Here is a 21,360-nt window from a genome sequence, read left to right as displayed (position 1 = left end):
TTACTTGTATAATTATGTATCATAGAAAATATCCTTTTTTGTACAGATTATACCATAGATTCTAAACAGGTTCTTAAGACTTTGTACGCATGTTTTAAACGAAAGTCCTATATATGTACCTTTATACGTGTGAAAAGAATATACTAATTTATTATCACAACTTAGGAGTGATTATTTTATGTGGGTATTATCATCAAGAGTAACTGTCGCGGTTCCTTCCATACCCGAAATACATGCCCCCGCCGTTCATACAGCAAGTTCCGATGTCGGCATTGAACTTCCAGCAATTTGGCAACAATACCAATCACCAGGTCAAGCTACCCCTTCATTTTGGCATCATGGTGCCCATCCAAGTAGCACTACCTTTTATCACCCTAGCTACGCTCCACCACCTCAGGCTCAAGTCTTTTATCATTTCCCATCAATTTATTTTCAAAATTTTTATGGCACGTTTAACATTTAATAGCCATCACTGTATTCCCCCTACATTGCAATAAAGATTAACCTCACTCCATTTTCAACATAAAAAGTCGAATTTCCTAAATAAGAAATTCGACTTTTTAAATTATTCCCCCAACTAAAGTAACCATTAAAGAAAGATATTTATTAAAGATTTGAATATAATTTTTACTTATTTAATACTTTATATGATTCATCACAGTTAGTCACTTTGCGGGATAACCAACACATACCATCTTTTGCAAATAGACTTTCCTCTCTTTACGTTAATTCACTCTTTTTCTTCTATCCAGCCCTTAACATTACATTTTCTGTAGCAAAATAAAAAAAGCACTTAAGATTGTAAATTCCTACAAATCTTAAGTGCTCTTTTGAAAACTTTTCTATAAATTTTTCTTATTGTCCATTATTGGCAGGAACCTCTCCTGCATTTCCACCATTATTTGGTTGTACTGTTGCAGGTGGGGTTGGAGTTCCTTGACCTCCATTATTATTCGCTGGAGGTGTCGTTCCTTGGCCTCCTCCGTTATTTGCTGGAGGTGTCGTTCCTTGGCCTCCTCCGTTATTCGCTGGAGGTGTCGTTCCTTGACCTCCTCCGTTATTCGCTGGAGGTGTCGTTCCTTGACCTCCTCCGTTATTTGCTGGAGGTGTCGTTCCTTGACCTCCTCCGTTATTCGCTGGAGGTGTCGTTCCTTGACCATTTCCGTTATTTTGTTCATTTTGTTTCTTTTCTTCTTCTTGTTTCTTTTGCTCTTCTAGTTTCTTTTGTTCTTCTTGCTTCTTAAGTTCCTCTTGTTTCTTTTGCTCTTCTTGTTTTTTCAGTTCTTCTTGTTTCTTTAATTCTTCTTGCTTTTTCTCTTCTTCAGTTTTTTGCTGTTGATCTTGTTTTGGTTGCTCCGTTGTATCCGGTACGCTAGTATTTGGCGATGAATCACGTTTTTCACCTTTTATACGTAGCTCACTACCTTCTTGAATAACGCTACTTGGCATTTTAAAGCGTGATTTATCTGTAGCCATTTCACTCATCATTTCTTTAAAGATCAACTGTGCAATTTTCGTATTTTTACTACTAATATACTCGTCTTTACCATCTTTCATATACCCTGTCCATACTGCCATCGTATATTGCGGTGTATATCCAGCAAACCAACTATCACGAGTTGCACTTTCTGGAATTTTATATTGAGCTAATTGTTTTGATGAGTAGTTTGTCGTACCCGTTTTACCAGCTACATCTAAAGATGCTATATTTGCAGATGTACCAGTACCTGATGTAACTACAGAACGAAGCATATCTGTAATCATATATGCTGTAGAATCTGTCATAACTTGTTTTGGTTTTTGTCCAAAACTTTGTGACTTACCATCTGGATAAACGACTTTCTTAACAAAATGCGGTTTCGTATATTTACCATCATTACCAAATGCCGCATAAGCGCCCGCTATTTCAGTTGGTGATACTTCATTTGTACCAATCGCTGTTGATTCAGTCGGTGCCGTATTAAATGTAATGCCTAATTTCTCAGAGAAGTCTTTTGATTTATTAATTCCAACTTCTTTCGCAGTCTTAATTGCTGGGATATTTCGTGACTTTTCTAATGCTACACGCATTGTAATAGGGCCCATATGACTTCTATCTGAATTTCGTACTTCTTGTCCCGTTGAATACTTAAATGGAGAGTCATCAATTTGATGGTACGTAGCCCATTTTAAATATTCAATTGCAGGAGCGTAGTCGAAAATCGGCTTCATCGTTGAACCAGCTGCACGATCTAATTCAATTGCCATATTATGCCCTTTAAATACAGCTTTATTTTCTCCACGGCCACTACCTATAGCACGAACTTCTCCTGTTTTCGTATCCATAAATGTAAATGCACCTTGGAATTTATCGTTCGGATAATCAATGATATTATTATTTAAAATATTATCAGCAAGTTTCTGCGCTTTCGGATCTAACGTTGTATAAATTTCTAAACCATCAGAACCAATATTAGCATCTGGCAATTCTTTTTCTACTTCTTTCACAACTGCATCCATAAATACAGGGTATGGCATTGTTTGTAGTTGAGTTGCAGGCTTGAGTCCCTTTTCTACGTCAACTTTTGATGCTTCTTCCATTTCCTGTTTTGTTATATATCCATGTCGATTCATTAAGTTTAGAACAACATTTCTTCTTTCTGTTGCTTTTTGAACATTTTCTTTTTTCGTTGGATCATAGTTATTCGGTGCTTTCGGTAAACCTGCCAGCATCGCAACTTCTGGTAATGTTAAGTCCTTCAATTCTTTACCATAGTAGTTTTGTGCTGCTGTTGCGATCCCATATGAACGGTTTCCTAAGTTAATTTTATTTAAGTACATCTCTAATATTTCATGTTTTGAATACTGTTGTTCTAGCTTATAAGCTAAATATATTTCTTGCGCCTTACGCTTTGGTGTTTTGTCCATTGATAAGAAGTAGTTTTTAATAACTTGCTGTGTTATCGTACTTCCACCTTGAGAACCGTAATCTCCCTTAAGACTTACTAGAACAGCACGCGCAGTACCTTTAAAATCTACTCCGCTATGCTCATAAAAACGTGAATCTTCTGTTGCTAAAAATGCATTTTCTACTAATTTAGGTATTTGCTCATACGTAACATTCGTCCTTTTTTCTTTTCCATATTCATATACCAAATCCCCGTTTTTATCATAAATTTTTGAGGATAACGGATTAACAAGTTTTGCTTTCTCAAGTTTTGGTGCATCCTTAATCATTACGAAAAAGGTAGCAACCCCCGCCACTAAACCAACAATACCAAGTAATAAACAAGTAATTAAAAACTTGCGAAAGAATGATGTTTTACCTTTTGGTTTTTGTGTTTTAGAAGCTGGTTGTTTTTTCTTTTTAACTTGTCGTCGTTCCTCTCGAGAACGATAATTTTCTGACATGTTACTTTCTCCTGCCTTTCAATTCTCCCGTTGATTTACTTAAAAATATTGAGGTCACTTTCTAAAATGCATTTGATTAAGAAAGTATATTGACCTGGAGCATTCAATATTTTCCCAATTCACAGATTATAAATTTTAGAATACTTCTTATACAAACTATTTTCACTTCTATTTTTCCTAATAACGCTGCCCCTTTAAGCATAGAATGTAAAAAGTGAATTTTTAATACCTCGTATAAATAATATACCTTTTTTTCAAATGGTCAATATTTTCTTATTTATAAATCAAAGGTGAAATAAAAATAGCACAACGATATGTACTTCGTGTGAACTTCCTTATAATTACGTATAACAAACATTTAATATATTGCATATAAGTATAATACCTCTTAAATTATAAGGATTTCAACATCACAACCTCAACATATACAAGAAATTATTAAAAATGAAAAGTGAGGAGTTGCGTAATGATGAAGCTATCTCCCGTGATTTCAAAAAATATAGTTGCTGTTGGCTATAATCCTTTTTCTATGATTTTGCGAATCCAATTAAAGAACGGTATGTACGATTTCTTTAATGTACCAGAAAGTATTTATACTGGCCTATTACATGCACAATCTAAAAGTTATTATCATAAAACTTATATTAAAAATTCTTTCCGCCACACAAAAATTTAAACTTAACACCCACTAAAAAAAGGAGGTTAATCCTCCTTTCTTTTAAAAACATTTCACAGATGAATTATCTTCGATTCCTCTTATTAATTTCATCATATGTTTGAATTTGTTTTTTCAAACGCCGATCAGCTTTTTTATCATGCACTACAAGAATTGCATGTATAACTCCTGGAACCCAAAATATTAATGTTAATATGAAATTTATTATTGCCTGAATTGGTTTTCCACAAAATAGTACAGCAACAGGTGGAAGAAAAATTGCTAATAAATACATCATCCCTTGAAAACTCCTTATTTTGTATTTTATATATCCCTTTTCAAAACATACGTAAAGAAACATTATGATGTTGTTGTTACATAAATTTTCATTAAGTATATATAACATCTCTTACTTTATATATTCTATCTATAGGCAAAAAAACCTACTACTATTTTAATCTTAACGTACCTATAAAATTCATGTATCTCCTTCTATTTATATAAGTATTTCAACCTTTTCATTGTTTTCTAGCCTATTTTCTTCCTCTATTGCAGTTACTCCAATTGCAGAAATTAACGTTCCTATCGCTTGTATCCAAATACCAATGAGTGCAATTATTCTCTCATCCTTCTTATCAAAAATACTATCTTCATTTTCTCTCTCATCTTTCAATACATTTGAAACACCTTGATACGCTTGTAATCCAGCACCTAAACTTTGCATGGAGTTACCTAATATAATAATTTTCTGTAGTACATTTATATCCATCAAAGCTGCTTCTATTCCTAAAAAAGCACCGATCGATTGTAAACTGTTCCCTGTAATAATAAGATAATCATTTTCTTTCGATTGTTCATTTATATTAAAATATGTTCCTATTACATTTGATATATTCCCTAATGCTAATAGCTCAATTCCTATTTGATCAAGTAATTTACTTTGATTCTCTAAGCCTATATTTTGATTTTCTCTTTTTTCTTCCCCATCATCATAATTGCTCGCAATGATTTGTAATATATACCCGAGGGCTTGTAATGAGCTTCCTACAATAACAAGATCCGATTCAACTTTCTCTTCTCCAATAAATCCTCTTGTCGTTCCAATTGCAGCTGTAAGGTTCCCTCCTACTTGAAACCATGCCCCTGTAACTTTTAAACCGCTTGGATTCATTTTTATCACCTATTTAAATATTTTCTAAACCCTTCAAAATAAAGTGAAACTTTAATCAGTGGGGTTTTCTTCATCCCCCGCCTAAATTCTTTGCTTTCGCTGAATTTTGAGGTGGGGGTCTTACTGATCGGCAAATAGCGGAATAAATAAATTCCACCCTTAATCTTTTATTTTATTTTTCAAATGTAATTTTGTGAATGATATAATGTGCTACTAATATAAAAAGCACCTTAAAGGTGCTTTTTATATGCATGCTGGGCATGTCAATGAATCTCCATTTTTATCTATTGTTATATTCAATATATATTGAGTTGCTTTATGTGACCAAGTTTCAGGTGTAGGTGATTCATTTATATATTGTGGCGCACATGACTTCAGCATTGGAGTACTAATACTCCCTCCAGGATCTAAAGCAACTACAGCCATGCCATGAGGTAATTCCAATGCCATAGATTTAGTGATACCTTCAATTGCAAATTTCGAGGCACAATATGGCGCAAGCTCAGCTTCACCTTCTCTCCCCCAACTAGAACTCATATTAATGATAATTCCTTCTTTCCTAGCTACCATTGTGGGAACAAACGCTCTTATTACATTTACTACACCATTCACGTTTACATTCATTACATTTTCGAATTCTTGAGCCGTAATTTTCCAAAGTTGTGCATTTTGATTTACAATCGATGCATTATTTATTATCATATCGGGAGCCGTATGTCTATTAAGTATATAATTTGCCCAGTTGTTAACTTGCTGAGAATCTGAAACATCAATTACTTGAAAATCATGTATTTTACTGTACTGTTTTTTTAGTTCTTCAATTTTATCTTTTGAACGTCCACAACCATATATGTTCCACCCTAATTCATGAAATCGGTCAACCATCGCACGTCCTAACCCTTGTGTCACACCTGTAATAATTACAGATTTACCAGTTTCTTTTCTCTGCATTTCTCTCATCCTCCTTCCCTATATCTTACTCTCTTCATTTTTATTCAGCCATTTACTATAGTATCAACTCAACTCATACTTTAGTAATGGTTTTGATATTGCATACATAAATAAAAAAAGTAACCATCATGGTTACTTTTTGCTATATATCTAAAAATTCATTGTTTATTTCATTATCGTTTTTACATTTCAACTTCTCTTTTCCACATTTCTCACACTGGTAAATATAAACTACACCTAATGTACTTTTTTAAAATCCTCATTATCCTGCATCTTAATAAAAATATATTTATGTTTACAATGCGATTCACCCAAATAATTTTCAAACCACTTTTTCAACACAACACATTCCACCTTTATGATAGAACCTTTATTTAGCTGCCTTATTACATACTTTTATTTAAATATTCAATCTCATATTGCAATTTTTTAAATTGCTCAAAATGCATGGTAATAGATTGGCTACTACCATAATCAACATTTTGTTTCACTAATATAACACCCGTATCATGAAAAAGCGCTTCAAGTTCTTTCCTAATAGACACTTTCGCAATATGAGCTGTTTTAATTGCAGATAAAATTGCAATTTCATTAAACTTTAATTTTATTTCATTTGGACAAAATGCGTCTTCAACTAATATAACTTCATTACTATAAATTAGTGCAACAAGATTACTTGATTTGGCATCTGTTAAATCAACTTTTTTCATAATATCTTTCATTACATTTTGCCTCCTTTATTTTCGTATATATCAATTATACAAATTTTTTTTAAAAATTACTCAACTTTATTATATTAATTTTAACACACTTTTATTGAAATCCATGCTCCAAACGTTTTACTATTCCACAATTTTTATTATATGAACCATCTGGACTATAACTCCATATAGTAATGTTAACAACTTATTATAAAGCAGGTGAAAATTATGCCATCAGTTGTAGGGAATTTAGTTGTACAAAATAGTAATGGTTCATTTAACTTAGGTGATTTCTACAACGTTTCTCCAAAAGAAAATACGAAAGCTTATAATGGCTCTGGCGCATCAAACGTTGGTTTTGTTGTTAATACTTTTAGCGGTGTTAGCGCGACCAATACATTTGATTCTGACCTTGCAGATCAAAACCAAGTGGGTACAGCCTAATCTTATGTTCAACTTTTTGTATAGAAAATTTTAATTTGTCTATACTATAATCAGGCTGTTTGACAGCTCTTGTTGATTTTGGAGTACCCTATCTTTTTCTCCCTTTCCCTGGGGCTCAGCAGCTAGCACGAAGCTAGCTGCTTTTTCTTGTATTATTTGTCTCATAAATCAGAAATAAAAGAAGCTGCCATTTAATATTCAGCTTCTTTTACGTTATTTCAATAATATCCATAGCGTTAAATACGTAAGTTTTATAAAAGGCGTCTGTACAAATTACAATTTGTTTTACCGGATTGATATGTACAACAGTCATGTAGTTTGTTAGTATGTAACCATCTTCAAAATATGTTACCAATATTTCTTTCTCAGACAGTAATGACGTTAATAATTTATCAGAAATTCTCTCTTTTGCTTCGTTTGTTAAAAGCGGTTTTTGTACTTTTAATTTCTCTCCAATAATCTTTCTCATATTTAAAAGTTGTTCGGATATTACTGTAAACGGAACCCACTCTCTTTCTTCTTTTTGTATCTTTACATCGTTCATTTTTATCTCCTTGATCATTTATACATTTATTTAGCCATACTATCCCTTAGTTATTTTTAATACGCACTAAACTCGGATTTACTTCTAAACTATAATTAGGTTACCTCTCAAAAGAACATTCGTTCTTATTATACACGAACTTACGTTCTTTTGAGAAGAGCCATACTTATTATTTTTTAACAAAAAACATAATTTTATTTATCTCCATACTTTTTCCTTTATCAAATAAACTTCTCATTTCTTATGTAAAATGCATATAACAACTAAAAGGCGACTTCACACAAAGTGAAATCGCCTTTTCTTAAAAAATATTTCAATGTTTATTTTTCTATTCTAACTAATGTTCTTTCTGGAATACATAATTCATCTATATTAAAATGATTTATTTTTAATTTCAATTCCCCTACTCGTTCCTTATCTTCATCACCAACCCAACAACTGAATAATTCGAAATAGTCTCCATCTTCCAAATAACCTTCCATAATCTTGCATAAAGCTAAAAGTTTTTCTTTCGCTTCTTTTTTTCCTTTACGTTTTGCCACTCGACAAGTTCAATTCCCCAACTAGTTGAAACCTCATATATATAATTTTTTTAGAATTGATACTCTTGTACAATTTCAAGCATACTTTCATCTGCAAAACATGGTCCAAAAACAATTACATCATTAGAATCGGGCTCCGTTAACGGAATTTCTACATTACAGCCTATGTAACTTGCTAAACTCATTTTATACTCCTCCAATATTCGTATAAAAAATACTTCATAGTATATTTATTTACTCAAATATAAAATCCCTGCCTAAACAAAAAAGTTTTAAATTTTTTCGTTTATTAACCATCTATAACTGAACACATATACTATGATGAACGAACTCACAAAGCATAAGAAAAGAGAGCATTTACAACACTCTCTTTTCTTACATACTCTATGAAACTTTACAAAACTGAATCAGTGATTTTTATTATTCTATTTCATTACATATACTTAGGTTGTACTATTATATGTAACTCTCTCTCTGTATCCGCTTTTTTCGGATGACGAAAATAATTGAGTTCGTACTTTAACACTTTATACTCAACAATTCCGATTTTAATCCCTTTCGTTTCTTTTAATATAGCTAATAAATCACTTACATTTTCATCATATGACTCAAAAATTTTCGCGCCGCCCTCTCCTTGAAAGATTACTTTCATATATTCTCCCCACCTTAATTTATTGATATGGTAAATGACGCGTTTAATACGATTCATTATTTATCCTAAAATTTTCACACCAAAAAGAACATCCTTTCCATTCGAATGCTCAGCTTTTTACTAATTATCCATATTAAATATTTATTCAAAAACATTATATGTATTATTTTTTAAATTATGTTCGATATCCATTATTAAAGAATAAATATATGTAACAAACTTGCATAATGAAAACCGTATAATATCCACTTTCGTTGAAATAGTATAGCACCTTTAATTATCATCCATTATTTTCCATTGTAATTCTTAATATTTAAATGTAATATTGTATTGTCTTACTATCTATTTATAACTCACACACTAATTAGAAAAGGGAACTCTATATGAGTTCCCTTTTCTAATTATGATTACAATCATTATTTCTTTTCTAGAAATTTAAATGTATCTTTAAATTCTTTATTATTCACTTTAATATCAGCATCTTTCAATAAATCATTGACTACTTGTTGTTTCCATTTACCTGTCGTATCTTGTAGTCTTTGTTGTTCTAAATCTTTACGAATTTTTTCCTTTACTTCATCAAATGGCTTCAATACTTTTTTATCCGTCACTTTAATAATATGGTAACCGTAAGTTGTTTTAACTGGATCACTTACTTGGCCTGCATCTAATTTATACGCAGCTTCCTCAAATTCTTTCACTGTTTGTCCAGGAGCAAAACCAGATATTTCCCCGCCCTGTTCCTTTGAACCAGTATCTTCTGAATACTGTTTTGCTAAGGCAGCAAAATCTTCACCATTATTTACTTTCTCCTTTACTTCTTTAGCTGTCTTTTCATCTTTCACTAAAATGTGACTTACTTTCATTTCTGGTTTATAGTTATCTTTCACATCTTTTTCTGTGACTGTTGCTTTAATCGCTTTCTCAAATGCAATTTCTGGCTTCATTTTTTCTTTTAATTCATCTTCATTTTTCAATCCAAGTTGTTCTAAAGTTGATTTAAAGTTCTCACCCATTTTATCTTTTGCTTCTTCTACTTTCTTTTTTGCTTCCTCATTCGAAACTTTATATTTATCTAACAATGCCTTACTTAACATCATTTGATATAAAGTACTTTCTCCATATTGTTGTCTTAATTCTTTACTTAATTCTTTCTCTGTAACATTTCCTACTTTTGATGTTACTACGTTGTCTGAAGAACCACATGCAGATAATGCTAGCATCACGCATGAAATAACTGTTCCAATAAATATTTTTTTCTTTTTCAATTCAAATACCTCACTTTTATCATTATGCAAATTAACTATACACAGGCATTGTGAAAACAGTGTGTTTTCTGCATGTAATTCATTTCATATGAGTTGACTATGTATCATGCATTTCCATTTTTAAACATAAAGAGTCTTCTTACTATTATGTATAGTAAGAAGACTCTTTACATACACCTCAAAAACAATACGGCTGCTATAGTTACTTAATACTTACATGTTCTTCAGGTATCCAACTATTCTGCCCGATATCTACCGCATTTCCCACTCTACGCCACACTCGAAAAGATGTCGATCCATCTATATTTCCTTTATAATTCATACATTCAGGCTCTTCATAATAATTTACTCTGTAGCCGACAGGATATTTCGAAGTTGCATAAAACCATTTCACCTTAAAATGTTTTAAATATGCCCACTGCTTATCGTTCCCTAAACAAATCATATCTTGCTCACCGCCTCCCCAATAACCTGTTAAGATTAAATATGGAATTTTCTGAGTGAGTGCACCTGTAAATTGAGGATTCATGGGATTCTCATATAAATTTATTCCGTATCCATCAGGATATTTCGAAACTGCAATACCAATGCCATTCGGTTGCTGTTTATACACTATGTTAGATTGATTTGCTTTGTTCGAATCTATAAACCAAGAAAGTGACTTATTTCCTACTAATCGATTCAGATCACATTTCCCAATCCCAGGAACATTCCCTGAATCCGTATATTGCCAAATATCACATGGATATGCTGGCTTATTCCCTCCATAACGAGGGATCCATACGAAATCAGCTTCAATATTACGTGCTCCAAATGATAAATACATGTGATGCCCTACATATAATCCTACTTTTTCCGCACCTAAACGGCGTAATTCATCAATAAATGCCTGTGTCCCGCCTTGCATATCTGCCATCGTTTGAACTTCTACGTCCGCCACCCAAAACTTAGCTGATTGATCACCACGATTCCAAAAATCTTGTGCCTCTTTTTTTGCATCAGCAATAGATATAAAACGGCAAAAAGCATAATTACCGAATGGGATACTATACTTTTTCATTTCACTAACATAATTTTGATACATAAAATCCACCGTATTAGAGCCATCTTGAACTCTAGCAATCACTAAATCTAGCTGAGATGCTGCAATATCCCAATTGATAGTTCCATTCCATTTTGAAATATCTACAATATAACCCATACATTCCAGCTCCTTTTTAATGTCTTATTCATAGCTTGTTTTATTGTAAGCCTTATCTCTCTAAAACTAGCTATCTATAATATAAATAAAAAGAATCGTTACTGTTTTAAAAAATATATTCTCTTTCAGAAATATTTCTATTAACTTTAATATATATACCATATAAAACATTCTCATATTTGAAATATACCCTACTATTCATTTGTTATGTAATCTCGTCCTATCAATCAAGGTATCAATCATTTTTACGGATATTAGAAAAAATCCCCCTACATTATTAAATTAAAACTTCCAATATCAATTCCCTTTCAGCTAATATAAATCATTCCTCATTTTCTATATATTCTTAAGTCAAAATTACTATCTTTCCATGAAATTTGAGATTCAGAAAATTTTTAATTAATAGAAGATTATTCCTACTAACCTACAATTGTCCAATCTGCACACTATTGGTGCATAAAAAAGACATTTTCTATTCATGAAAATGTCTTTTTATAGTCTAATAAAACAATTTTGATGTTAAATCTTTATTTTGTAATTGTGTATTTTCACTGTTCATAACACAACTTGTAGAAAATAATATTGGGCTATCACAAACCTCATCATTCATTACATCACGAAATACATTGGCAGCAACACCTGTAAACGTTTGACATAAGTTAGAAATATCGTCATTGAAAAACTGAATGACTTCCGCGGCGAAAACCGGAAAGACAACATTCGGTCCGCCAGGGAACTGAGGCTGTACCACAACTTGTTCAAAATAAGGATTATTTTCTAGTGCTACTTGAAATAAATGAGCTATTTCAAATGCATCTAGTGGACAAGGAAATGGATTTACAATTTCATTCTCATTATTCGTTACAATAACTGTCACACTTACATTCCCAAATTGTACAAAAGATTTTAAAAGCGTTGCTAATGCTCTCGCTTTTTCATTACTTAACGCATGCACTAAAATAATATAATTACCACCAACAGGAATAAGCGGCCCAACTGTAACAGTTGGATCAGCACCTATTGAATTTTTTAATTCATTAAAATATGTGATCCACGGTGGCGAAAGCTGAGCTTGTACATTTTCTTCCACTATTTTATACTACCTCCTTATACAATTCTTACTAACATAATATGTAGAAAATAAAAAAATGCATTAGTTATATTAACCATTTGCGTATTTATTGATTATATTAATTACACGTTTTATTTCGCATTCTCAATTTCCCCTTTACATCTTTAAGCAATTTTACTACTATGAAATTCTTTATTATAAGCAAATCCACTGAAGTTTCATATTATACTAATACGACTCTACATCCTTTAACTTATAATACTCAATATTAGGAGCTGATTTCATGGAAAAAAAACCTATCGGGTTCAAAATCCCACCAAATTCAAAACTAAAAGTTACATTTTTCGGTCCTTGTAACGAAGTAATTACAAATGTGTCTATAATTAATCAACTATGCACCCCTAGATGTCAAACTATCACGCAATATCCAGACTTTAAGAAATATGTGACTGAAGTACGATCGCTATCCCGTTGTTAGTCCGCATAATGTACGATTTTCACAAATTTGTTACCTAAAATAACTGAGAAAGAAAATAGATGCATTCCTAAACTAAAATTACACATTTTATGATATTCCATTGATAATTCATTGATTTTTTACACGTTTTTATTAAAAGAACATATATTATCGTATGGAGATTATCCACTCATAAAACCTATCTTTCTTTAGAGCGTACTTTTTATGTATGCTCTTTTTTTATGTAACCGTCCCCCTTCTAAATTGACCAACAATATATTAAAATTCTTTATATACACAAGGAGGTCAAATATGTTCAAGCTGCATCCAATACTACTCATCTTAGGATTGATTTTGTTTTTATATAGTGTACTCGCCTTTATGTTATTCTTTTCAGTGTATTAGCATTGCCTACACAAATCTATGTTCAATATGTAATTTCTATATAGTAAAAAAAACGTAATGATACGATTTTTTATGTATTCCGTCTTTCTTGTTCTATAAGAAAACTAGTAAACTTACTAACAATGAGTTTTCAGAAGCATGTTACTTATTTACATATTATTTTGTTCAATACCTGAAGAAGGTTGAAGCCTCTGAAAATTAAACTATACTTTACCTATTTACTTATATATTTTAGAAAAACAATAATAATCCCCCACCATTTGGTAAGGGGATTAACTAAACCTACTAAAAAATATTTAATGATCTGTTTTATTTAATTGGAGAAGGAAATCTTGCTGCTTCAAAGTGAACCGTATTTAAACCATTAACATTTTGTATAATTACGCCCGCAATACTACTTTCTGCAAAAACTTCAACTAAATCTCCTGCTTCTAATTGAAGAATAGTAGTTACTGAAACATCATTATTAAAAAATACTCCTGTTCCAAAGAAATCATTATCTATCGCTATTGCTGGATTTCCATTTACACGAATTTCTACTCTAGCTCTGTAATTCACATTAAAATCATTTGGAGAAAATGTTATATTTCCTAATACATTATATACCCCTCTAGTTTTCGGAGTGAAAATGGATGTTACTGGATTATATTCATTCGCTAGATCAAATTGTTCATTTTGAAATAATACTTTAACAGGAGTATTTGCTAGAACAGGTTGATTAACTGTATTCACAGCTCTAAATGCCGATGCCCTTACAAGCTCCTCTTTCTTATCATCACAACACTTCACCTTTACATACTTCCTATCACATTTACTACTTTTCCTATAACAATCATGACTTTCCTTTTTGTAATCTTTACAATACTTACAGTAATAATAAGACATAGTTAGTCCCCCTTTACACTTATTTTTACATAGTATGCTATATAGATTAGAATAGCTTGGACGACCTGTTACTATTTTTAATAGAGTAAAAAAACCTCACCATTTCGGTGAGGGTTTACCTTTAAGCTTCTGTAAATTCATTGTTTAATGACTTTATTTAATTGGAGAAGGAAATCTAGCTGCTTCAAAATGTGCACCATCTTCTAAAGGACTTAAAACTCCATCTATACTACTTTGTGCATAAATCTCAACTTCATCCCCTGCATTCAATTGAACAATCGTCGAAACACTTACTACATTTCCAAAACTTATTGGACCAAAAAAGTCATTATCTATAGCTATCGCTGCGTTTCCATTCACACGAATTTCTACACGCGCTCTATAATTTAAAGTTAGATCATTTGGAAAGAAACCAATCGTTCCAATAATAGAATATACTCCTTTAGTCTTCGGCATAAAAATAGATGTTGCTGGATTATACTCATTCGCTAAATCAAATTGTTCATTTTGAAATAACACTTTCACAAAAGTATTAGCAGGAACATTTTGATTTACTGTATTTCTAGCTCTAAATGCGGATGCTCTAACAAGATTGTCCTTGTTATCATGGCACTTACTAGTGTTCTTACAACAATCATGATGCTTCTTTTTATACTCCTTACAATACTTACAGTAGTAATAACAAGACATACTAATTCCCCTTTCAAACTTATTACTACATATTATGTAAGATTGATTTATAAGGTTTGGACTAGCTATTTTTATTATTCATAAGGGCGCTATTAACCTGCACCCTTATTTATATACACCACTTCATTCCTTATTAGTTATAAGTTGTATACAGTTCCATATGGAATAGTAAGAAAAGAACTTCCGTACGGTGTAACATGATGTACTGGGTAAAAATACTCTATGGAAGAATAATACGGTTGTACACCTTGCTGCTGCATTTGCAATTGTTGTTGCATTTGCAATGCTTGTTGAATAGCTTGGACTGTACTTTGTGCTCCACTATACGTTATAGATGTACCATACGCTGGTCGCATACCAGTTTCAGAATTAAAATATGAATAAAACATGATTTTCAGCTCCCTTCCCGTATAAGTTATTACAAATTATATTATGATTCTTTATTTCAGTGGATACTATAAAGCTAGTCCGCTCGCTTATATTCAAATGACAAAATAAAAAAGTAGCTGCTAGACTACTTTGACTCCTTCTTATTACCAAATGAAATGATATACATATTCTCCTGTTACACGCTCATTAATTCCCGCAACCCTAACGAACCTAAGTAAATCCGCTCCTTGAAGGAAATATACCGAAATCGTAACCGGTACTTGTGACCACATGAATTGATAAAGCTCATTCACTCTCTGATTCGTCGTAACGATTAAATCATTTACAGGTCCATGATTCCATGCAGAGGTTTGAACTGAAGTGAAAGAAAGGTCTTTCCCATTAACCACTATTCTTGATACGCTTTGAGTTATGTCCACAATAATCCCCTCCAACATTACAAAAATTGGACCTTTTTTAGTTCATATTATTATAAATATTCTTGACTGTAATAAATGTTTAAGGCAAATCCCTAATAAAGTGAAACTTTAATCAGCCCTCACCAATCGGGCTTTTACGGGCAGCCCGACTCCACCTAACTTCTTTGCTTCCGCTGAATTTTGAGGTGAGGATCTTACTGCCCGTTAATGCGGGATAAATTTTTTTATTCATATCCCTTAATTCCCATTACAACCATATAATTTCTAACCTTATTCAATTTTTGTAATTAAAATAAAAAATAGCTAATTCACTACTTAAAAAGTAAAAAAAGCATCAGATTGACTAGTAAGTAGATGGTTAAATGAATGTAAAATGTTTTTAAATTATCTACTCTTTTTTAGTTTGGAAGTAACTCTCATCTCGTCCCATCTTTATACACCACTTTCTTAATCACACTGAACGCAATATTCAATTGATGAGTTTGTCATTTCGTTACCTCCAATTAACGCCTTTGTTCAATGTAGTAATTTTCTTGTATAATAAAAGTTAATTAATCTAGAAGGGACTGAATTATGCGCAGATATCAATATTTTTAATCTACCTATCATTACAACATAACGGAGGTAAAAGTATTGATTACAGAACTACACTCACAGAGATTATATTTAAGGAAAATGAAAGCATCTGATTCACTAAGTATGTTTAAAATATGGTCTGATCCTGATGTCACTAAATTCATGAATATAAGTAATTTCACTGATGAGAACGAGGCAAAAGATATGATTCAATTCCTTAACGAACTCGCTCAAAACAATAAAGCTATACGTTTTACTATTATTGAAAAAGAATCTAATCACATTATCGGTTCATGTGGCTATAATTCCTTAGATTTTGAAAACTCAAAGACTGAGATTGGCTATGATATTTCAAAAACATTTTGGGGTAAAGGATATGCACCTGAAGCAATATCCTCTTTATTAGATTATGCTTTTACACATCTAAAACTAAATCGTGTTGAAGCAAAAGTTGAACCTGCAAATGTAAATTCCATAAAAGTATTAGAAAAATTAAACTTTACTTTTGAAGGTACTCTGAGAAAGAGCGAAAAATCAGCTGGAAAGCTTATCGATTTAAATATCTATTCGAAATTAATAAGCGATTAATTTTAGTCCCTCTGCCCATACTCAATCAAAGTGTGGGCTTCTTTAATTTCTGTATAAAATTCAAAAGTTTGACACAATCCTGGAAAAAGCTTATAAAGAAAAGTGAGGTTTCGTTATTTTCACACTTAGTAGCGCAGTCATGTTACATACAATTTTATAAGTGTGAACGAACTACAAAACTAAAAAACAAATAATAAGTTTGCAACATGTTTGCAAATACGAATTTTGCATATAAATTCGTGTGATATTGAAAGGAGTTTTACTTATGAAAGAAATTAAAACAGAACAAGAATTCAAAGACATCATCGCAAGCGAGGAGCCTGTAGTTGTTAAGTTCTTTACTACATGGTGCCCAGATTGCGTACGTATGGACAACTTTATCGGAGATGTAATGGAAGAGTTCAATAAATTTGAATGGTATTCTATTAATAAAGATGAGTTTCCAAGTATCGCTGAAGAATATCAAGTAATGGGTATTCCAAGTTTACTTGTATACCAAAATGGTGAGAAGTTAGGCCACTTACATAGTGCTAACGCAAAAACTGAAGAGCAAGTTACTGAGTTTTTAGAAGCATACTAAAATAAAAGCCCTCTGGAAAATATTTTTCAGAGGGCTTTCATCTATTTTCATACTTATCTTTTGACGTTTTTCATCGTTTAATGAATTACACCTTGTCATTATAAAAATAATACATAGTAAGAAAAGTATTCGTTTCTTCATCCATCTACCCTCCTATCTCTTTAGTAAATAAACTCCAATTCGGTTTACACCCTGACTTTGTACTTTTCAACATATTTTTCCTTCACGAAACTTTGTTATCCCCTTCTTAAAAAGCTATAAAACGTCAACAATGTTTGTATAGACCCACACGACTTTCGTTTGATACTCTATTTATAGAAAGAATTCCTTTAAAGAAAGGTGAGTGATTACAATGGATACTCTTTCTCATAAAGAAGCTGATAAAGGTGCTATTGTCAGCATTATGGCCTACATATTTTTATCCTCTATGAAAATCATCATCAGTTATATTACCCTCTCTAGTGCATTACGTGCTGACGGTTTAAATAACTTAACGGATATCGGTGCTTCTTTAGCAATATTAATTGGTCTAAAAATATCTCGTAAACCTCGTGACCCAGATCATCCGTATGGGCATTCGCGGGCCGAACAAATCGCATCACTTGTTGCGTCCTTCATTATGGCAACAGTCGGATTAGAAGTTGTTATTAGTGCCATTCAATCTTTCTTAAATCCGAAACAAGCAGCACCTAATGTACTCGCTGCATGGGTTGCTCTATTTTCTGCTGTCGTTATGTACTGCGTGTATTTGTATACGAAAAAAATTGCAGCACGAACAAAAAGTAAATCATTAGAAGCCGCTGCAAAGGATAATTTATCAGATGCACTCGTAAGTATTGGTACTGTAGTAGGTATTGTCGGTTCTCAGTTCCAAATGCCTATTTTAGACCCTATTGCCGCTTTAATTGTTGGTCTTATTATTTGTAAAACTGCATGGGAGATTTTCGTAGAATCTTCTCATATGCTAACAGATGGAATTGATCCTGATAAAATGGAGGAATACGCTGATGCTATTGAACATATTGGCGGTGTGGAAAACATTGTAGATATTCGAGCACGTATGTACGGGAATCAAACGTACGTTGATATTACAATTGAGGTAGATGCTCGTATGGATGTTGGAGAAAGTCACTGTATTACTGACAATATCGAGGCTATGCTTCGCAAAAAGTTCGGAATTTACCATGCACACATTCATGTTGAGCCAATGAAAAAAGAACCTATTATGACATAGGTTCTTTTTTTATGAACGTTTTATGAAATATAACACATAAAACGAGCCAGCTACCGCCAGCTGCCCATCCTGCTAATACGTCAGATGGATAGTGCACGCCAAGATATATTCGGCTAACTGAAATAGATAATACAACAAAGCTTGCTATAAGAATAATTAATAATTTTTTATGCAATGAAATACGATCTTCAGTAATTGTGACGTATGCAATAAATCCTAAAAAAGCAGTAGCATTCATCGTATGACCGCTCGGAAAACTATATCCAGTTGCAGTAACAAGCTGCGTGACATCAGGTCTTGCTCGTTCGTACCATAGTTTAAGCATACTGTTTAAATAACGAGATCCGTAGTAATTAATTGTTAGAAGTAACGCACTAAGCAACTTTTTTCTAACGAGAAAATACATTACAAGAATAATGAGTAATGGAAAATATATTCTTTTGGAACCGATAAAAGACACCCAAGTAAAATAGGTCGTCAAATAATCGTTTCGAAAGCTTTGAATAAAATGTGCGACTATATTGTCAAAATTCTCAATACAAGCGGTATGATACGAAAGTGATAATACGACAAAACAAATGAGTAACGTAAAACTTAGCAAGTATAAATGTCGATATCGTTTCACATACATAACCTCACTATGCAAAAAAATGGAGCGGTTGTTTTAGTTTTCCTCTCCATTTCTTTTTTATGCATAGTTTATTAAAAAATATAATTATTAATTTTTTGCTTCATTTCAGGGATATCTTCTCTTGTTACGGTAAAACGAATCACCTTCTCATCAAGATCAAGCGCCTCAGCGAATAATCCAGCTAAACCACGGGATTTTCTATCTACTTCCATAATAATTTCTAGTCGGTCGTATGCACGTGGCAAGATTAATAATTCTAATTCATCTAATTTCCCATAATGCTCTCCAGAAACCGGAATAAACTCAAATTCTTGTGCGAATGGAACTTGCTTACGTAATCGATGCGGTAATTCTTCACATTCTATATGACGTGCTTTAAACCCTAATTCATTTACACTATTTAAAACACTACTTAATAATGCATTGGGTAACACTTGAACGTAGTCGCGGTCACTTGGGTCTATACTACGTTTAATATCAAGACCTGTATGAATCCAAACCGTTTTCATACCAAGTGTAAGTGGTGCTTCAATTGGCATTGGAAAAGAAAATGGAATTTCAACTTTTTCATTCGGTTCTACAGAAAAAGGTTCTGTTAAGCGTACTCGCTCTAAATCATATGTTGCTGTTACTTTTTTATCATCCACTTCTCGTACATACGACGTCGATAATGTTAAGTAAATGCTTTCAATTTGTTGGCTAACTGAACCTCCAGTTATATGAACCTTTCCAACTATTTCTTCCCCAACAATATACTCATCTTTTTCAAGAACAGTATCTACCTTTGCACTTCCAATACCAACGCTTGCTAAAAACTTTTGAAACATGGAGTCTCCATCCTCTCTAAAGCAGAAGCTACATCTTGTTTTAAATCTTGTACATTCTCATAGTACGGCGTTTTTATTTGTAACATTCGCATAAGCATTTCGCGATTATAATTTTCCAAAGTTAATTCTTCGTACCATGGTTTTTCCTTTTTTTCATTAGATTCATATCCTGCATATAATAAAAATAATGAGAAATGACCGAGCGCATAAAAGTCACTACGAAAGTGAACTTCTCGCATCAAAGCTTGTTCACCTTCGTAAGTTGTAGCTCGCTCATCATCCTCACCTTTCCATTTAGCCAATCCAAAATCAATAATACTAATTTGATTTTCTTTCATTAGTATGTTTGGAATGCGTAAATCTCGATGAATAATGCCTTCACTATGAAACACCGATACAATTTCTAATATTTTATATAAAATCTCAAAAACTTCACGTTCTGTATATACATACCCATCTATGAAAATATAATCTTCAAAATTTTTACCAGGCATGTACTCCATTACAAAGAAGCTCTTTTTCTCCCATATGAAATGATCATATAGACTAGGAATTGCATGATGATTCAATGTTTGTAAAATCATTTTCTCTTGTTCAAATGATTTTCTACCAGACTCATATCTTTGTTTACTTTGTCTTAATTGTTTTAAGACTTTATATCTATTTATTTGTAAATCATTAACGACATATGTAACCCCATAACTGCCCATTCCAATTACTGATTCAATTTTATAACGTTCTGCAACAATTGTATTTTTTCGCAGTGGTCTATCAAATAAAGCTAGTACACGACGCCATTTCATCAGCTACTTGAAAAGAAGCTACGGCTTTTACGTTTTCTTTTATAATGTTGATGTCCATAACCAGATGAACGTCGTTTATAATCGCTACTTGAATACGAGCGCCCTCTACGACGATAATCACTACTTGAATACGAACGATATTTTTTCTTTCCTAATAAAGAATCAATAATTTTTTTGAACATTCCTTCACCTCTTGAGTAAAATTTCCTTTTCATTATACCAATAATTATTGACTATATTTGTGACAGGTTTGTAAAGAGTAAAAAACGACGAGTTATGCCCGT

The 21,360-nt window shown here is 32.3% G+C and carries 25 protein-coding genes and 3 pseudogenes; 7 read left to right on the top strand and 21 right to left on the bottom strand.

Going from position 1 to position 21,360, the window contains the following annotated elements:
* Positions 1-178: 178 nt before the first annotated feature.
* Positions 179-463 (top strand): hypothetical protein, encoded by a 285-nt coding sequence (locus tag ACQRBL_RS11160; RefSeq protein WP_063547175.1) that lies wholly within the window; start codon positions 179-181, stop codon positions 461-463.
* Positions 464-855: 392 nt separating this feature from the next.
* Here the strand turns inward: ACQRBL_RS11160 and ACQRBL_RS11155 are convergent, their stop codons facing one another.
* Positions 856-3,390 carry a transglycosylase domain-containing protein gene (locus ACQRBL_RS11155; RefSeq protein ID WP_411996210.1) on the bottom strand — a complete coding sequence of 845 codons (2,535 nt, stop codon included), beginning with the start codon at positions 3,388-3,390 and terminating at the stop codon, positions 856-858.
* Positions 3,391-3,856: 466 nt separating this feature from the next.
* Here ACQRBL_RS11155 and ACQRBL_RS11150 point away from each other — a divergent pair, with 466 nt between their 5' ends.
* Positions 3,857-4,066, top strand: a complete 210-nt coding sequence (locus tag ACQRBL_RS11150; protein WP_000977080.1) for a KTSC domain-containing protein — start codon at positions 3,857-3,859, stop codon at positions 4,064-4,066.
* 64 nt (positions 4,067-4,130) lie between these two features.
* On the opposite strand, the gene ACQRBL_RS11145 is transcribed toward ACQRBL_RS11150, so the two are convergent.
* From ACQRBL_RS11145 to ACQRBL_RS11125, 5 genes and pseudogenes are all read right to left on the bottom strand, one after another.
* A complete protein-coding gene (locus ACQRBL_RS11145; protein ID WP_411996211.1) occupies positions 4,131-4,343 on the bottom strand; it encodes a YqaE/Pmp3 family membrane protein in 213 nt (70 codons plus the stop codon).
* A 198-nt stretch (positions 4,344-4,541) separates the two neighbouring features.
* Positions 4,542-5,216, bottom strand: coding sequence for a DUF6944 family repetitive protein (locus ACQRBL_RS11140; protein WP_001069868.1), 675 nt, complete (start codon positions 5,214-5,216; stop codon positions 4,542-4,544).
* Positions 5,217-5,459: 243 nt separating this feature from the next.
* Positions 5,460-6,167, bottom strand: coding sequence for an SDR family oxidoreductase (locus ACQRBL_RS11135; RefSeq protein ID WP_411996212.1), 708 nt, complete (start codon positions 6,165-6,167; stop codon positions 5,460-5,462).
* 142 nt (positions 6,168-6,309) lie between these two features.
* Positions 6,310-6,509, bottom strand: a pseudogene (locus ACQRBL_RS11130) (hypothetical protein).
* 44 nt (positions 6,510-6,553) lie between these two features.
* Entirely contained in the window at positions 6,554-6,889 is a 336-nt protein-coding gene (locus ACQRBL_RS11125) for a hypothetical protein (protein ID WP_000651909.1), read from the bottom strand.
* 207 nt (positions 6,890-7,096) lie between these two features.
* Between ACQRBL_RS11125 and gerPF the strand changes: the two genes are divergently transcribed.
* Positions 7,097-7,312 carry a spore germination protein GerPF gene (gerPF, locus tag ACQRBL_RS11120; protein WP_001141569.1) on the top strand — a complete coding sequence of 72 codons (216 nt, stop codon included), beginning with the start codon at positions 7,097-7,099 and terminating at the stop codon, positions 7,310-7,312.
* 208 nt (positions 7,313-7,520) lie between these two features.
* On the opposite strand, the gene ACQRBL_RS11115 is transcribed toward gerPF, so the two are convergent.
* From ACQRBL_RS11115 to ACQRBL_RS11090, 6 genes and pseudogenes are all read right to left on the bottom strand, one after another.
* Complete coding sequence (locus tag ACQRBL_RS11115) at positions 7,521-7,856, bottom strand: YolD-like family protein (protein WP_002093988.1); 336 nt, start codon at positions 7,854-7,856, stop codon at positions 7,521-7,523.
* A gap of 320 nt (positions 7,857-8,176) precedes the next feature.
* Positions 8,177-8,583: pseudogene (locus ACQRBL_RS11110) on the bottom strand (hypothetical protein).
* Between the two features lie 248 nt (positions 8,584-8,831).
* Complete coding sequence (locus ACQRBL_RS11105) at positions 8,832-9,050, bottom strand: hypothetical protein (RefSeq protein WP_000864277.1); 219 nt, start codon at positions 9,048-9,050, stop codon at positions 8,832-8,834.
* Positions 9,051-9,466: 416 nt separating this feature from the next.
* Positions 9,467-10,318 carry a peptidylprolyl isomerase PrsA gene (locus ACQRBL_RS11100; protein WP_411996213.1) on the bottom strand — a complete coding sequence of 284 codons (852 nt, stop codon included), beginning with the start codon at positions 10,316-10,318 and terminating at the stop codon, positions 9,467-9,469.
* Between the two features lie 202 nt (positions 10,319-10,520).
* On the bottom strand, positions 10,521-11,519 hold the full coding sequence (locus tag ACQRBL_RS11095) for a glycoside hydrolase family 25 protein (protein WP_023521859.1): 999 nt from the start codon (positions 11,517-11,519) through the stop codon (positions 10,521-10,523).
* Between the two features lie 499 nt (positions 11,520-12,018).
* On the bottom strand, positions 12,019-12,609 hold the full coding sequence (locus ACQRBL_RS11090; protein WP_411996214.1) for a hypothetical protein: 591 nt from the start codon (positions 12,607-12,609) through the stop codon (positions 12,019-12,021).
* A gap of 265 nt (positions 12,610-12,874) precedes the next feature.
* On the opposite strand from ACQRBL_RS11090, the gene ACQRBL_RS11085 reads away from it, so the two are divergent.
* Positions 12,875-13,069, top strand: a complete 195-nt coding sequence (locus tag ACQRBL_RS11085; protein WP_411996215.1) for a hypothetical protein — start codon at positions 12,875-12,877, stop codon at positions 13,067-13,069.
* 693 nt (positions 13,070-13,762) lie between these two features.
* Here ACQRBL_RS11085 and ACQRBL_RS11080 read toward each other — a convergent pair.
* The 5 genes and pseudogenes from ACQRBL_RS11080 to ACQRBL_RS11060 form a co-directional block, all read right to left on the bottom strand.
* Positions 13,763-14,338 carry a hypothetical protein gene (locus ACQRBL_RS11080; RefSeq protein WP_053564576.1) on the bottom strand — a complete coding sequence of 192 codons (576 nt, stop codon included), beginning with the start codon at positions 14,336-14,338 and terminating at the stop codon, positions 13,763-13,765.
* A 153-nt stretch (positions 14,339-14,491) separates the two neighbouring features.
* Complete coding sequence (locus tag ACQRBL_RS11075) at positions 14,492-15,028, bottom strand: C1q-like domain-containing protein (protein WP_023521857.1); 537 nt, start codon at positions 15,026-15,028, stop codon at positions 14,492-14,494.
* Between the two features lie 137 nt (positions 15,029-15,165).
* Entirely contained in the window at positions 15,166-15,417 is a 252-nt protein-coding gene (locus tag ACQRBL_RS11070) for a DUF3947 family protein (protein ID WP_000500094.1), read from the bottom strand.
* Between the two features lie 144 nt (positions 15,418-15,561).
* Positions 15,562-15,837, bottom strand: coding sequence for a hypothetical protein (locus tag ACQRBL_RS11065; RefSeq protein ID WP_000355695.1), 276 nt, complete (start codon positions 15,835-15,837; stop codon positions 15,562-15,564).
* 320 nt (positions 15,838-16,157) lie between these two features.
* Positions 16,158-16,267: pseudogene (locus tag ACQRBL_RS11060) on the bottom strand (2TM domain-containing protein); the annotation flags it as partial.
* 203 nt (positions 16,268-16,470) lie between these two features.
* Between ACQRBL_RS11060 and ACQRBL_RS11055 the strand changes: the two are divergent.
* The 3 genes from ACQRBL_RS11055 to ACQRBL_RS11045 all read left to right on the top strand — a co-directional run bounded on the left by ACQRBL_RS11055 (position 16,471) and on the right by ACQRBL_RS11045 (position 18,815).
* Positions 16,471-17,001: a GNAT family N-acetyltransferase gene (locus ACQRBL_RS11055; RefSeq protein WP_023521854.1), complete on the top strand. Its 531-nt coding sequence runs from the start codon at positions 16,471-16,473 to the stop codon at positions 16,999-17,001.
* Positions 17,002-17,266: 265 nt separating this feature from the next.
* The gene (locus ACQRBL_RS11050; protein ID WP_000658787.1) at positions 17,267-17,581 is read left to right on the top strand and encodes a thioredoxin family protein; all 315 of its coding nucleotides are present in this window, start codon (positions 17,267-17,269) and stop codon (positions 17,579-17,581) included.
* A gap of 352 nt (positions 17,582-17,933) precedes the next feature.
* Positions 17,934-18,815: a cation diffusion facilitator family transporter gene (locus tag ACQRBL_RS11045; RefSeq protein ID WP_000380385.1), complete on the top strand. Its 882-nt coding sequence runs from the start codon at positions 17,934-17,936 to the stop codon at positions 18,813-18,815.
* Here the strand turns inward: ACQRBL_RS11045 and ACQRBL_RS11040 are convergent.
* From ACQRBL_RS11040 to ACQRBL_RS11025, 4 genes are all read right to left on the bottom strand, one after another.
* On the bottom strand, positions 18,805-19,440 hold the full coding sequence (locus tag ACQRBL_RS11040) for a phosphatase PAP2 family protein (RefSeq protein ID WP_000833369.1): 636 nt from the start codon (positions 19,438-19,440) through the stop codon (positions 18,805-18,807). The genes ACQRBL_RS11045 and ACQRBL_RS11040 overlap by 11 nt on opposite strands.
* 77 nt (positions 19,441-19,517) lie before the next feature.
* Positions 19,518-20,273 carry a sporulation protein gene (locus ACQRBL_RS11035; RefSeq protein WP_000486630.1) on the bottom strand — a complete coding sequence of 252 codons (756 nt, stop codon included), beginning with the start codon at positions 20,271-20,273 and terminating at the stop codon, positions 19,518-19,520.
* Positions 20,255-21,076: a serine/threonine protein kinase gene (locus tag ACQRBL_RS11030; protein WP_000872060.1), complete on the bottom strand. Its 822-nt coding sequence runs from the start codon at positions 21,074-21,076 to the stop codon at positions 20,255-20,257. Before ACQRBL_RS11030 ends, ACQRBL_RS11035 begins: the two co-directional genes overlap by 19 nt.
* Entirely contained in the window at positions 21,076-21,258 is a 183-nt protein-coding gene (locus tag ACQRBL_RS11025) for a hypothetical protein (RefSeq protein ID WP_000473371.1), read from the bottom strand. The genes ACQRBL_RS11030 and ACQRBL_RS11025 overlap by 1 nt, the downstream gene beginning before the upstream one ends.
* Between the last annotated feature and the right edge of the window lie 102 nt (positions 21,259-21,360).

This window comes from Bacillus sp. AF62 (assembly GCF_050312695.1).
Taxonomy (GTDB): domain Bacteria; phylum Bacillota; class Bacilli; order Bacillales; family Bacillaceae_G; genus Bacillus_A; species Bacillus_A cereus.
This window is presented reverse-complemented; position numbering and strand designations above follow the sequence as displayed.

Excerpts from the sequence above, each read along its gene's own strand:
- ACQRBL_RS11095 (WP_023521859.1), bottom strand. The coding sequence starts at position 11,519 with ATGGGTTATATTGTAGATATTTCAAAATGGAATGGAACTATCAATTGG.
- ACQRBL_RS11140 (WP_001069868.1), bottom strand. The coding sequence starts at position 5,216 with ATGAATCCAAGCGGTTTAAAAGTTACAGGGGCATGGTTTCAAGTAGGA.
- ACQRBL_RS11080 (WP_053564576.1), bottom strand. The coding sequence starts at position 14,338 with ATGTCTTATTATTACTGTAAGTATTGTAAAGATTACAAAAAGGAAAGT.
- ACQRBL_RS11075 (WP_023521857.1), bottom strand. The coding sequence starts at position 15,028 with ATGTCTTGTTATTACTACTGTAAGTATTGTAAGGAGTATAAAAAGAAG.
- ACQRBL_RS11145 (WP_411996211.1), bottom strand. The coding sequence starts at position 4,343 with ATGATGTATTTATTAGCAATTTTTCTTCCACCTGTTGCTGTACTATTT.
- ACQRBL_RS11045 (WP_000380385.1), top strand. The coding sequence starts at position 17,934 with ATGGATACTCTTTCTCATAAAGAAGCTGATAAAGGTGCTATTGTCAGC.
- ACQRBL_RS11085 (WP_411996215.1), top strand. The coding sequence starts at position 12,875 with ATGGAAAAAAAACCTATCGGGTTCAAAATCCCACCAAATTCAAAACTA.
- ACQRBL_RS11105 (WP_000864277.1), bottom strand. The coding sequence starts at position 9,050 with ATGAAAGTAATCTTTCAAGGAGAGGGCGGCGCGAAAATTTTTGAGTCA.
- gerPF (WP_001141569.1), top strand. The coding sequence starts at position 7,097 with ATGCCATCAGTTGTAGGGAATTTAGTTGTACAAAATAGTAATGGTTCA.
- ACQRBL_RS11070 (WP_000500094.1), bottom strand. The coding sequence starts at position 15,417 with ATGTTTTATTCATATTTTAATTCTGAAACTGGTATGCGACCAGCGTAT.
- ACQRBL_RS11025 (WP_000473371.1), bottom strand. The coding sequence starts at position 21,258 with ATGTTCAAAAAAATTATTGATTCTTTATTAGGAAAGAAAAAATATCGT.
- ACQRBL_RS11050 (WP_000658787.1), top strand. The coding sequence starts at position 17,267 with ATGAAAGAAATTAAAACAGAACAAGAATTCAAAGACATCATCGCAAGC.
- ACQRBL_RS11155 (WP_411996210.1), bottom strand. The coding sequence starts at position 3,390 with ATGTCAGAAAATTATCGTTCTCGAGAGGAACGACGACAAGTTAAAAAG.
- ACQRBL_RS11135 (WP_411996212.1), bottom strand. The coding sequence starts at position 6,167 with ATGCAGAGAAAAGAAACTGGTAAATCTGTAATTATTACAGGTGTGACA.
- ACQRBL_RS11160 (WP_063547175.1), top strand. The coding sequence starts at position 179 with ATGTGGGTATTATCATCAAGAGTAACTGTCGCGGTTCCTTCCATACCC.
- ACQRBL_RS11115 (WP_002093988.1), bottom strand. The coding sequence starts at position 7,856 with ATGAACGATGTAAAGATACAAAAAGAAGAAAGAGAGTGGGTTCCGTTT.
- ACQRBL_RS11030 (WP_000872060.1), bottom strand. The coding sequence starts at position 21,076 with ATGAAATGGCGTCGTGTACTAGCTTTATTTGATAGACCACTGCGAAAA.
- ACQRBL_RS11150 (WP_000977080.1), top strand. The coding sequence starts at position 3,857 with ATGATGAAGCTATCTCCCGTGATTTCAAAAAATATAGTTGCTGTTGGC.
- ACQRBL_RS11035 (WP_000486630.1), bottom strand. The coding sequence starts at position 20,273 with ATGTTTCAAAAGTTTTTAGCAAGCGTTGGTATTGGAAGTGCAAAGGTA.
- ACQRBL_RS11125 (WP_000651909.1), bottom strand. The coding sequence starts at position 6,889 with ATGAAAGATATTATGAAAAAAGTTGATTTAACAGATGCCAAATCAAGT.